General features: G+C 38.9%; 11 protein-coding genes. 9 read left to right on the forward strand and 2 right to left on the reverse strand.

The window, feature by feature from the left end; all coding sequences use genetic code 11:
• From CWB65_RS04860 to CWB65_RS04880, 5 genes are all read left to right on the forward strand, one after another.
• The coding region (locus CWB65_RS04860; RefSeq protein WP_212750943.1) for a hypothetical protein at positions 1-575 on the forward strand (575 nt) is incomplete at its 5' end.
• A gap of 114 nt (positions 576-689) precedes the next feature.
• Entirely contained in the window at positions 690-1,496 is an 807-nt protein-coding gene (locus CWB65_RS04865) for a hypothetical protein (protein WP_138740057.1), read from the forward strand.
• Entirely contained in the window at positions 1,486-1,860 is a 375-nt protein-coding gene (locus tag CWB65_RS04870) for a hypothetical protein (protein WP_138740058.1), read from the forward strand. Before CWB65_RS04865 ends, CWB65_RS04870 begins: the two co-directional genes overlap by 11 nt.
• Positions 1,861-2,635: 775 nt before the next feature.
• Complete coding sequence (locus tag CWB65_RS04875) at positions 2,636-3,760, forward strand: helix-turn-helix domain-containing protein (protein ID WP_138740059.1); 1,125 nt, start codon at positions 2,636-2,638, stop codon at positions 3,758-3,760.
• A 146-nt stretch (positions 3,761-3,906) separates the two neighbouring features.
• Complete coding sequence (locus tag CWB65_RS04880) at positions 3,907-5,331, forward strand: S41 family peptidase (protein WP_138740060.1); 1,425 nt, start codon at positions 3,907-3,909, stop codon at positions 5,329-5,331.
• A 703-nt stretch (positions 5,332-6,034) separates the two neighbouring features.
• Here CWB65_RS04880 and CWB65_RS04885 read toward each other — a convergent pair.
• Complete coding sequence (locus CWB65_RS04885; protein WP_138740061.1) at positions 6,035-6,298, reverse strand: YkgJ family cysteine cluster protein; 264 nt, start codon at positions 6,296-6,298, stop codon at positions 6,035-6,037.
• A 168-nt stretch (positions 6,299-6,466) separates the two neighbouring features.
• Between CWB65_RS04885 and CWB65_RS04890 the strand changes: the two genes are divergently transcribed.
• The 4 genes from CWB65_RS04890 to CWB65_RS04900 all read left to right on the forward strand — a co-directional run bounded on the left by CWB65_RS04890 (position 6,467) and on the right by CWB65_RS04900 (position 12,099).
• Entirely contained in the window at positions 6,467-7,648 is a 1,182-nt protein-coding gene (locus CWB65_RS04890; RefSeq protein WP_138740062.1) for an efflux RND transporter periplasmic adaptor subunit, read from the forward strand.
• Complete coding sequence (locus tag CWB65_RS04895) at positions 7,645-10,794, forward strand: efflux RND transporter permease subunit (protein WP_008132094.1); 3,150 nt, start codon at positions 7,645-7,647, stop codon at positions 10,792-10,794. The genes CWB65_RS04890 and CWB65_RS04895 overlap by 4 nt, the downstream gene beginning before the upstream one ends.
• A gap of 142 nt (positions 10,795-10,936) precedes the next feature.
• A complete protein-coding gene (locus CWB65_RS19840; protein WP_008132091.1) occupies positions 10,937-11,104 on the forward strand; it encodes a hypothetical protein in 168 nt (55 codons plus the stop codon).
• Between the two features lie 104 nt (positions 11,105-11,208).
• Entirely contained in the window at positions 11,209-12,099 is an 891-nt protein-coding gene (locus CWB65_RS04900; RefSeq protein WP_008132090.1) for a dienelactone hydrolase family protein, read from the forward strand.
• Between the two features lie 81 nt (positions 12,100-12,180).
• Here the strand turns inward: CWB65_RS04900 and rhlP are convergent, their stop codons facing one another.
• On the reverse strand, positions 12,181-13,011 hold the full coding sequence (gene rhlP / locus CWB65_RS04905) for a rhombotarget lipoprotein (RefSeq protein WP_138740063.1): 831 nt from the start codon (positions 13,009-13,011) through the stop codon (positions 12,181-12,183).
• Positions 13,012-13,020 lie beyond the last annotated feature (9 nt).

The following is a 13,020-nucleotide window of genomic DNA, read 5'->3' on the forward strand; positions in this document are numbered from 1 at the left end:
AGGGCCACAACATTTTAGCCAACAATTTTTTGCCCGTTATTAGGGCGTTAGCAAGCAAGGAAAGCTCGGTGAAATACTCACTATTATTTTTACTACTTTGTAATCTGGTCTCATTCAACAGTCTTGCCTGTTCAATTGCTGGTTGGAGAATGTTTACCCCAATTCCCGATAGTTGGAATGCGGTTACCCTTGAACAACCCGAAAACGGTTACTTTTGGGAGCTAGTGCCAGAGCCAGTAGTGGAATTAGGTAGTTTGTCTCGGGGATCAGGCAAACGAAGTTCAGCTTGTTCTGATTTCGGAATTATAGAGTTAAGCGTATCTCTTCCAGAAAGCAGTTCATATAAAATTTCAGATTTTGGTGTTTACGTTAGACTCACCGAAGGAAAACAACCTGATTTAATATTTCCGGATACGCCCATGACTGGACGTATAGATAATGGAGTAATGAAATTGGTATTCCCTTGGCTAGAGCCTCAAAAATCAAAGATAGAGCCATTAAATTTAACATTAGATATATTTCTGGTATCACACAGACTTAATGTAGGTAAATCCGTTAAACTTGTGGTTAAATAGCTTGATAACAAGCTAATTAATAAGGAAAAAAACAGTTGGCTGTTTTCGTTCCTCAACATTTTAGCCAACAATTTTTTGCCCATTATTAGGGCGTTAGTTTCCTGTCGAGGTTTCGTGAAAAAATTTGCTCTTGCTATATCAATTTTGGCCTTAGTTGTTTTCTATTTTATTACAAAAGAACATAGTGAAATTGAAAAGTTTAGCGATAAAAATGATAGTGAAAACGCTGTTTCTAAAGACTTAAAGCGCAAAGAAAAATCAACGATTGAAACTGATATAGGTGTTAGTGAACTTGCATCGGCAGAAGAATACTTACTTGAAGCAAAAGAAATACGTCGTTGCAGCGCAATACCCAAAACTCAAGATGAACTTGATAAATGGATGAGCAAAGTAAATGAGGTGGGTGAGCCCTACGAGTATATCGAAGAGGTTTTGTCTCGTTTTGAGCGCTGTTCACAATTTAATTTTATATCTGATGATTTTGTTGAATTACTTTTTAAAGCAATTGAATTAGGTTCCGATAATGCCGTAGCAGAGTTATGGGCTGTTTCGGATAGAGAATATTTTCAAAGTAAAGGCTTAGATGAATTAAGCAGAGAAGACACAATAAAGCAAAGAGTTAAATTTAATAAATTGAAATACCGCCTTTCCGAAAGTGTTGCTTTGACTGGTGGAGAGCAGTCAATATTAAGGCTGGTAAAAGAGTATCAAAATTACGATCCTGACACTGGAAACCCAAACTATTTAAAAGTCATAGCATATGCAGACTTTGGGTTAAAAATAGTAGAGGATAACGATATTTATTTGAAATTAGATTTTATCAAGCAGCGTATTCATCAAAATATGGAATTTCAAGATATTGAACAGGCGCAAATGCTAACTGAAAAGTTGTTGAATAAGTTTGTTGAAAATGGAAACTAACAAAACAATTAACAGAATTCGCTTCGCTCATTGGAAAAAATCCTCGCTGGCACCTCGTGCCAAAGCACTCGGTTTTTCGCGTTATTGTAAGCGTTATAAGACGAGGGAAGATATGAGTTTACCAAGGGAACAATTAGCAAAAGTTAGAACTCCGTTTAGGGTTCTATCGGGTTTCATCTTTGTACTTTCATTGTTTGCTATTTTAGCTACTGTAACTTTTGCGTTCGCAGAACCATATGATCATATTATTTGGCTTTTAGGTGTTGTGACGTTTGGCATGTCATATATATCTGGGCATATTGTATTTACAGGTTATGCCCCCAAATTTTTACTGTTTACGCATGGTGCTAAAGATGGCTTATAACAAGTGACTAAAGTTATGAGTGTCCACAAGTGGCACGTATGCGACTGTCAGATTTGATCATAATAAAAAAAATAAATCTGACAGGTTAGTTAAGACTTATTCAATTAGCCTTTGCTCTAAAAGCGCAGCGCATCATACCCTCTTTGTGAATCGTTCACTATAATTGGCCTCACCCATCAAGTTGAAAGTATTCGTTTTATTCTGGCAAAGACAAAACATATTGCACAAAGAGAAATGAATTAAGAGTAAATGAAATAAACGTAAACCAACTATTGCTTTAAATTAACCTTTACTAGCTCATATCTGATCTTACAATTTAAGAGAATAAGTTTAGACTTCATTTGACAGACAGCCATGAGCGAGAAGCAGTCAATCAAAAGCTTTGATGCTGAAGTCAAGGTTTGATCCTCGGCTTTTCAGCCCAAAAGTGCACTGACATTGGTACTCAACGATGACTGAGGCGAAAGCCATTGGCCTTAATTCATATGAGTGACTGGTGCATATTCACACAAATCGACGCCATTACTAGATATATCCATATTTAAAGTGAGTTCAAAAAGTAAGAACATTTGGTTTTTTAAATGAAAGACCAAGTAAACACAAATGTCTGCTTGACAGGAACTTTCTAATGGGTGAGCCTCGTTTGCTCTGTTCGCTGGAATTACCTCTACAGCTCAAACTGAATAATATGTCAGACACAGCTAACAATAAGTTTAGCAATCTGCTAATCTAGGAACATTAAATATATATCTGATTTCTATTTACAACTATCCCAATGCTGTTTATTTCCTTGCCAATGCAATATCTTCATGCCATCGGAACATTCCAAGGGGCTTTATTAGCAGCAATGCTCTTGTTTAGTGCTGGTGTTAACAATGCTGGGCGCATAATGGGCGTTTGGTGTCTTTTTCAAGCATTTTATTTCTGCAGCCCTTTGATTGTAGTGCATGCTAATGATACTTTTTTTGCCAATTTAATTGGATGGGGCTACTTTGTTCCCGCCAGTTTTGGTGCATTTTTATATTTATATTTTCGGTCATCGATAATTAAAAAGTCATTCCATATAAAGGATTGTATTCATGCTACGCCGTTATTACTTTGTATTCTCTTAAATATAGATTTTTTATTTTCTACCCCTGCCGAAAAAATCAACATCGCCAATAACGCCTTACATAAAGAAAACATTCTACTGCTGACTCAGATTATTATGTTCGTACAGGCATTTTTTTATTTAGCATTGAGTGTCAAACTGATAACCAAAAGTGGACGCCATGCACGTGACACGCTTTCCAACTTTAATCCCAAAATATTTACTTGGTTATGGATAGTATTAAGTTTGTACGCAGGGATGTTCTTGACAGAAACTGTCAGCATAATAATCGGCGCAAATTATTCTTTGGGTATTGTAAGTGATCTCATAGCCTTTACATTGATATATAGCGTTTCGATGGCTCAATGGCGTAAGCCAAACTTATTTGCGATTGATAACTTGAGTGAAACTTCAACGAAAGTTCTCAACTCGACAACCAAACCACAATACTTTGACTCTCAAACTAAAACCAAATTATTAGAAAACATCGTTCAGTATATGGAAGATGAGCAACCTTATTTAGAAAGTGAACTTACCTTAGACGTGCTAGCAAAGTATACCAACCTAAGTAGTCATCACTTATCTGAAATCCTCAATCAACAAGCAAATAAGAACTTCTATCAATTTGTCAACGAATACAGAATAAAAACAGTCTGTTCTCAAATTTCTTCTAATCCCAACGAGAGACTTTTTGATCTAGCTCTATCTGCTGGGTTTTCCTCAAAAAGTACCTTTAATGCCGTTTTCAAGCAATTCAAAAGAATGACCCCAAGCCAGTATAGGAAACAGCTGAAACTCGATAGCGAATGAGTGCGAATCGACCGAATCGCACGTCCAACTCGTCCAAATCGGACGATTTTTCTCTTTGACTCCTCTTTAATGCAGCTTCTAATCGCCGTGGATAACAATATTCATCAGACGATTTAATTAGTGGAAAATAGAATTAAGGACAAAAATTGAAGACTATAATTTTAACTTTTTTTATTGCGTTTGTAATTGGCTGCACTAGCCTGAATGAACCAAAGTCAATTACAAAAAACACAAAAACGCAAGAATGGAATACTCATACTAACCTGCCTTCATCTGGCAAGGTAGTGAGCATTAAGGCATTAAAAAGCAACCTGACTGAGCTAAGTCAACGCCTTGATACGATCCACCCAGACCCGGGCTTTACTATGGATGTATCTGAAGTTAAATCGCAGATAGAGTCCTTGTCAGAAGGTATAACTTCACCCATGACACATTATGAAGCATGGAAATACTTCTCTCAGCTGAATCCTTACTTTAAAGATGGACACATGCTAATTGCTTCGCCACAGCTTGATGATCAATTTAAGAACCACATTCAGAACGGTGGTCGGCTATTTCCATTTGACGTAATGATAGATGCATCCCAACGTTTGCTTGTGGCGGAAACTATTGAGGGCCATTCAGATATTAAAATCGGTGATGAGATTATCTCAGTCAACGGAGTTAGGGCATCAAAAATAATTGAAACTATGTTGGCAAGAATGTATGGCGACTCTTCAGAGTTTAGGGCTGCTTTTACTGCCAGTCGATTTAACAAAATGTACTGGTTACTGTTTGGTAGTATCAAAGATTATCAAATTGAGTTTATGCATAAAAATAAGCGCAAGCAATTTTCTATAATGGGTGTCACTGATGAGCCGGAAAATCACAATGCTGATGTGAGGGAATTTGTCCAAAGTCGAATACTAGACAATGACATAGGGTATTTGCGTGTCGAACGCTTTTTTTATTCTCAAGAACAAGAACAACCTTTTTTCACATTTCTAGATGAAACGTGGCAGGCGTTTAAAGATGCGAACGTCAAAGATGTGATTATCGACGTTCGCCATAATCCTGGGGGGACCGATCACTATTGGCAGCAAGGTATTGCACCTTACATTACGAGCAAGCCATTTCCATTTCTGTCAAACTTTAAAATTCGTATGACGAAACGAAATATCAAACTAGGACCTATTAAAGGTAATCAAGGTGAGGTTATTGAAGGCACATTTAATCAATTAGTGCCTGTCGACGCGCATAAGGGTTTAAAGATACCTGGACGGGCATATTTACTAATGGGGCCGCTCAGTTATTCATCCACTATTTTGTTTTTAACCTCACTACAGGACTCTCGTCAGGCTGTCATCGCGGGTCATTCAAATGTAAGGTCTTGCACTACTGGGCGTATAGAAACTCATGTATTGTCTGGTTCTAATTTAGAACTAACCATGCCGACACTTATCTTTACTCGCCCATCAGGAAAAGAGCATTGTCAGCAACCTATCGAACCAGATGTTTATGTGTCGAACGAAGTAATAAATTCGAATGAGGCAGTGGAACACTTAGCAAAATATATTACCGCTAATAGGTAGACGAATATAGACGGGTTACCCAACATTTAAATAAGAGCGGTTAACGTGCAGGCTCAATCAAATCTGATGGTTTTACCAACCCCGTCTTTAACTCAACACGTTAACCTAATTCGTTTTATGGTCGTTAAGAAGAAGCCTTGTGTTCATCAAATGAAGTGAATGCGAAATGAAGGGGGGGCAAATCTTGACTTCAGACATTAAAAACCTTCGATGTCTGCTCATACCACATATGCGAATATCCGATTTGAGCAAAATCTAAAAATCAAACCTGAAAGAATAGTTAAGATTTATTCAATTAATCTTTGCTCTAAAAGCGCAGCGCCTCTTACCCTCTTTGTGAATCGTTCACTATAATTGGCCTCACCCATCAAGTTGAAAGTATTCGTTTTTTATTATGGCAAAGAAAAAATCACTGCACAAAGAGAAATGAATGAGGAGTAAATGAGTAAACCTAAACTCATGATCAACTTTTATGTTTGTCACTTTCTCTAAAAGCGCAGCGTCACTACCCTCTTTGTGAATAAATTACTTGTACAGTCTTTGCCAGTAACAAAAGCATGCTTTACGTCTATAAAATAGCCGTATAACTGCACATTTGTAGTAGACGCAGAGCTCGCTCGCGTGAAAAGCGCAGCTTTTAATAATTTAAAAAAAGTTACTCGGTAGTAGTTAAATGTAACTATGTGTGTATTGAACACACCAACTAAGTTAATTGCTCAAGCTCGGTGATAAGCGCTAGAGCCTCTGCATTAGTTGACCCACACACATCAACTGTGGCACTAAAGTCACTGCATACTTTTGGTCGAGACTCATCACCAAATAACTTACATAAATTGCGCTCATCTAGCTGAATACAACGTTCTCCGGCCTTTTTGCCATTTGGCATACCCGGTATTGCCGAGCTAATACTTGGCGCAATACAACATGCACCGCAGCCTAATCGACACGCCATTGGCTCTGTTTTCATAACACCCTCAGTTTAAATTAACCATATATTTAACAATACAGACTCCTTTTTAGAGCCAAATATTTATTTGTAATACACATATGTAATGCTTTGTTACATCTTCAAACGCCTTGTAAACACTTTATTGCGTATTATTGCCCTATCACCACTTTTATGAAGGAATGCCTTGTGGCTACTAAAAAACAAATTGTTCTTCCAATCGCAGTTTTAGCTGCCGGAATTGCACTGGCAATTGGCTTTTCAAATATGAAAACCCCGCCTGAAGAAAAACCAGCGCAAGATACTCGTCCACTGGTTGCTGCGCAAACAGTCAACATTGATGCAATAACACTCGACGTAAAATCGTACGGAGTTGTAAAACCTAAAGACCGTACCGAGCTAATTGCACAAGTTAGTGGCCAAGTTATTTCCGTAGCAGATGAATTTGTTGAAGGTGCATTTGTAAAACAAGGCGACATTTTAGCACGAATTGATCCAAATGATTACGAAGCCGATTTTATTGAAGCACAAGCCGGTCTTGCACAAGCAAGTTCAGCCCTTGAAATAGAACGCGCCCAAGCGCATGTAGCAAAAGCTGAATGGGAACGTATTAAATCAGACTCAAGTGACTCAACTGCATCAGAGCTTTATTTACGTAAACCGCAATTAGCCGAAAAGCTAGCGCGTTACCGCTCTGCCCAAGCCAGTGTTAAACGTGCAAAACGTAACCTTGAACGCACATATATAAAAGCCCCATACGACGCTATTATTAACGCACGCACAATAAGCTTAGGCTCTGTAGTAAACCCGGGCAGTAGCTTTGGCGCATTAAGTGCCATATCGGTGGCAGAAGTACGATTACCTGTAGCAGATAGCGAAATGCAATACCTAGCCAATGGAGGCATTGGTGCAACCGTTACCCTTAATGCTGAATTTGCCGGCAAGCAAACGTCTTGGCAGGCCGAAGTTGTGCGCAGCGAAGGCGTAATAGATCAAGTAAGCCGCATGAGCTATTTAGTTGCGCAACTGCCAACGCCATACGTCGATAACACTAAGCCACTACGTTTTGGTTCATATATTAATGCAACCATTGAGGGCAGAGCCCTTGATAACGCAATTATTGTCCCGCATCACCTTGTTAAAGATAAACAAATTGCCATTTTAAACGCGAACAATACTCTAAGCTTTAAAACACTGAATATTGTACGTGAACAAGATGGCATGGTAATAGCCGATCAAGGATTACAACTTGGCGAACAGTTAATTACCTCAGCACTAGAATACCCAAGCGAAGGAATGGCTGTTAAAACGGATGAAGATGACAAACAAGGTGAAGTAACACAGCTTGCTCTTAAAGAGGATACCCTATGAGTACCTCTGAAAAGGGCCTAATTGCCTGGTTTGCTCGTAACCCTGTTGCAGCAAATTTAATCATGATTTTTATTCTTGTTGGCGGTTTATTAACAGCCTTAACGATTCGTAAGCAAGCATTTCCGCAATTTGAAAGTAACTGGGTGAGTGTTCAAGCCGTTTACCCTGGCGCCGCACCGCAAGAGGTTGAAGAAGGCATTACAATAAAAATTGAAGAAAACCTAGAGGGATTAGAGGGCATTAAACGCTTTATAACTTACTCTAATCGCGGCTACGCACAAGCATGGATTGAAATTGAAGAAAAATACGACCTTCAAGAAGCTTTAGACGAGATAAAAGCCCAAGTAGATTCTATAAACTCGTTTCCAGCAGGTATGGAAAGGCCAATTATTCAGCGCGATAAGTTTCAACAAGAAGTGATGTTTATCGCGCTATATGGGGATATGACCTATGCCCAACTAAAAGAACTAGGTACCGATTTAGAAGATGAATTACTCGCTTTACCTGGTGTTAATTTAGTCAGTTTTTTTAGCGGCTTAAATTATGAAATAGGCATTGAGATTAGCCCCGACAAACTGCGTGAATACGGGCTTACTTTTAGAGATGTATCAAACGCTGTAAGAAACTTTTCAACTAATATGTCGGCTGGCCAAATCCGTTCAGATAACGGGTATATTTCTATGCGTGTTGAAAAACAAGCATATAAAGGCAATGAGTTTGAGCAGTTGCCTTTAATTACCCTTGCTGATGGCGCACAAATATATTTAGGCGATGTAGCCACCATTAACGATGGTTTTGAAGAAGGCTTATTATATTCAAAGTACAATGGTAAAAATTCGTTAATGTTTGATATTGCAGCATCTAAAGATCAAGACATTACCGACGTTGCCAAAGTACTTAAAAATTACATGGCCGAAAAAGAATCTAAATTACCACAAGGCGTAAAACTAACCCCTATGGTTGATTTAACCTACTACCTGCAAGGTCGTCTCGATATGATGATCGATAACATGGTATGGGGTGGTGTTTTAGTTATGCTGGTATTGGCATTGTTTTTACCGCTTAGATTAGCATTTTGGGTAATGATGGGTTTACCGGTTTCTTTTTTGGGTGCCTTTTTGTTCATGCCAATAGGCTTTTTAGATATCACCATTAATATGGTGTCGCTGTTTGCCTTTATTATTGTACTCGGTATTGTGGTGGACGATGCAATTGTTGTGGGCGAATCGGCAAGTGCCGAAATAGAAAAACACGGCCACTCACTCGATAACGTAATCCGTGGTGTTAAACGTGTTGCAATGCCCGCTACATTTGGCGTACTCACCACCATTGCTGCTTTTTTACCGCAAGCTATGGCATCAGGGCCCGGCGCAGCATTTTCTAAAGCGATTGGTGTCGTTATTATCCTGTGTTTGATTTTTTCGTTAATTGAATCAAAACTTATTTTACCGGCTCATATTGCCGCAATGAACCCACGTAAACCTAATCCTAAAAACCCATTGCACAAGGTGCGTATGGTTGTTGATAAAGGCCTTAAATCGTTTGTTCAAAATTACTACACGCCTTTCATAGGGCACTGTATTCATTATCGCTATACCGTAATTATTGGGTTTATATGTATTTTAATTATGAGCGCAGGCATGTTTGCAGGCGGTTTAGTTAAATTTGTACCAAACCCTAAAATACAACATGACTTTCCGCGTGTGGTTGTAGAAATGAATCTTGAATCATCAGAGCAAGCAACACTTGAAACAGCTAAAAAAATTGAAGCGGTACTTCTTAGTGTAGATGAAGAGCTTGAAGCGCAATACGGTCAAAAAATGATTCGTGACCTCTCGGTAAGCCTTCGTGGCCGTACCACTGCACAATTAATGGCTGTGCTCATTGAACCTGATAAACGCCCTATTGATACCTTCACCCTTAGCTCATTATGGCGTGAAAAAATGCCACCATTGCCGGGCGTTAAAACGTTGACTATTGAAGATAACTTATTTGGCGGCGGACGAGATGACGGCGACGTAAGTTTTAGACTGCAAGGTAAAGATACCGACAAACTAAAAGAAGTTGCTTCGTTATTAAAAACTAAATTACAAAGCATGGAAGGCGTAGGCGATGTTAACGACTCACTACAAAGCGCTACCGATGAAGTACAACTTGATTTAAAACCACTTGCATACAGCATGGGATTGACCCTTGCAGACGTTGCATCGCAAGTTAGCTTTAGTTATTACGGATTAGAGGCACAACGTATTTTACGTGAAGGCGAAGAGATCAGAGTGATGATCCGCTACCCTGAAAACGAACGTAACTCTATTAGTAACATACACAGCACACGTATTATCACGCCAACAGGTGTTGAAGTGCCGTTAAGTGAAGTTGCACAAATCAACATTGTAGATGGTGTAAACAGAATCCGCCGTGAAAACGCAAACAGAACAGTTAATGTATGGGCAGCCATTAATACTGATAAAGTTGAACCTTTTGCCATTGTAAAAGAAATCACTGACGAGTATTTACCAACCCTTTTACAAAATTACCCAGGTGTTACCAGTAATGTCGCTGGTCGAGTGCAAGAGGAAATGGAAAGTGCTGATGAGCAATTACGTGACTTTGCAATTTCACTAATGATTATATTTGCATTATTAGCTATTCCGCTTCGCTCATACTCACAACCATTGATCATTATGTCGGTTATTCCATTTGGTGTGGTCGGTGCAATGTTTGGCCATATGGTATTAGGTATGACCATGAGCGGCCTTTCAATGTTTGGCATCATTGCAGTAGCCGGTATTGTAGTTAACGATTCGTTAGTTATGGTTGACTTTGTAAATAAAGCGCGTGCTGAAGGTGTACCTATAAAAGAAGCGGTTATGCAAGCGGGAGCTCGTCGTTTTAGAGCTATATTGCTAACCTCAGTGACCACCTTTATTGGCGTGTTACCTATTATTATGGAAACGAGTTTACAGGCACAAATTGTAATACCTATGGCAGTATCACTCGCCTTTGGTGTGCTATTTGCCACCGTAATTACGCTTATTCTTATACCGTGTCAGTATGTCGCACTTGAAGATACAAAACGAATGATTCGTAAGTGGCGTGGTAAAAACCCTATTGTCGATGGCCAACCAACAACGACCAATAGCTAATTAAGTAAAACCCCCAACCAAGAAAAAGCTCGGCAACATGCCGAGCTTTTTATTTATCGTTAAAAATAACCTTCAATTATTTGCTAACTTCCCCTTTTCACTGGTATTTTAACTCTCAGTTTACTTTCTTAAAGGATTAACCATGGGTACATTTCAACTTATTTTATTTATCATATTTGCAGTACTAACCATTGTTGGATACAGAAAAAATAACCGTAATTTAATGTTATTGGGTGCCATTGTTGTAGCGTTTGCCTTTATAGGATTAGATTTTATGATGGGGGTTGATCATAGCCTGTCTGCTTATTAATAGTTAACGGCAAAAATACACTAAATAGTAAAATTAGTGCTCGTTTTTTATACCCGATACGTTTAGGTACTTAATATTAAAAAGCATAACAATTAAGGAAAACCATGAATTCATCTCAAATAGATCACATTCCTCAAGAAGCGTTTGATTGGTATGACGAATATGCCCATGGTTTAATGGACCGTCGCACTTTTATGAAAAAACTAGGTGGCCTTGCAGCACTGGGAATTTCAATGAGTGTGCTCACCAGCGCGCTTTTACCTAACTACGCACTTGCAGAGCAAGTTTCGTTTAACGATGACGATATTAAAGCCACCTACGAAGAATTTGATTCGCCAAACGGGCATGGTAAGGGTAAAGGTTATTTAGCGGTGCCTAGCAAAATTGAAGGTAAACTGCCGGTTGTGTTAGTTATTCACGAAAACCGTGGTTTAAACCCTTACATAAAAGACGTAGCAAGACGCTTAGCCAAAAAAGGCTTTATTGCTTTTGCCCCCGACGCACTTTTCCCGCTTGGTGGCTATCCGGGCAATGACGATGAGGGCCGTGCAATGCAACGCACGATGGACAGAGCTAAAATTCAAAACGACTTTGTAGCCGCCGCTCACTTTTTAAAAGCCCACCCTAGCAGCAACGGCAAATTAGGCGCCGTAGGCTTTTGTTTTGGGGGTTATATTGTTAACTACTTAGCCGCAGTTGATAGTGACTTACTCAGCGCGGGCGTGCCCTTTTATGGCACACCTGCAAGTGAAAGCTTACACAAAAATATTAAAGCCCCTTTAATGATTCAATTAGGTGAACTTGATAAACGCGTTAACGCCACATGGCCTGAGTATGAAAAAAGCTTAAAAGCTAACAATGTTGAGTACACTATGCACATGTACGAAGGTGCTAATCATGGTTTTCATAACGACTCTACTGGGCGTTATGATGAGCAAAAAGCAGAGCTTGCTTGGCAGCGTACCTTAGCGTTTTTTAATGAAAAATTAAGCTAAACACCATAAAAAAAACGCCGCATAAGATGAATAATGTGGCGTTTTAAATTTAAGTATTTAGCGACTTAACTATGTAGATGTTTAGTTATTTACATATCTGCGCTTTAAAACAAGTAGCGATATAAAAACCAGAATAAACACACTAAACGCCCCAGCACTGCTTGAGCCATCTTTATTCTCTATTTTTGCTATTTTTTCTTCTTTAACCCGCGTTTTAAAGCGTGCCAATTCCGCATCTAAATTTAGGCTCATATCGGTAACCGCTAAATTAAACCCCTCAAGTGACTTTTCATTGAGCGTTTCGTCAATACCAATAGCGGTGGTTCTTTTTTCAAGCTTGCTGATGCCTGGTGCTCTAAAAAGCATTTTTTTACTTTTTATATCAAAAACAGCAGTGTCGACAAAGGTTTGAATAGTATTTTCGTTACCGGGAATAACGTACATACCTACAATGGTCCAATACAATAATGCGGCGTTATTTTCATAGGTTTGCGTTACTTGATCGTAAGAAACCAATGCCATTACGTCTACATCGTATAGTCGCCCTACTTGTTCAATCGCTGAAAACCCTTCCCCACCTTTAAGGTACGTACTTGGAATTACTTCTATGCGGTCAATGTAATCGTACTGCAAAAAAGATTTTTTAACTCTTTCGAGCAACTCTACCTCATTTTGACTTTCAATTGCGTTTGCTCGCCAATCTTTAGAAGGCACAAATGAAATGCCCACTGTAACAGGTAATTTTAACACTGGAATTTCTGGTTTATACGTAGCACGGCTATCTTCGTTTGGATAAAGAAAGTCAACCAAACTGCTAGAACGCGTATTTTTACCTGCATTATTACTCACAAGCGCACTACATGAGGTCAGTACAAAAACCATCAACATGACAAAAAACGTATTTTTTTTCATTATTATTCC

The sequence above is a fragment of the Pseudoalteromonas sp. S554 genome (genome assembly GCF_005930865.1).
Classification (GTDB): domain Bacteria; phylum Pseudomonadota; class Gammaproteobacteria; order Enterobacterales; family Alteromonadaceae; genus Pseudoalteromonas; species Pseudoalteromonas marina.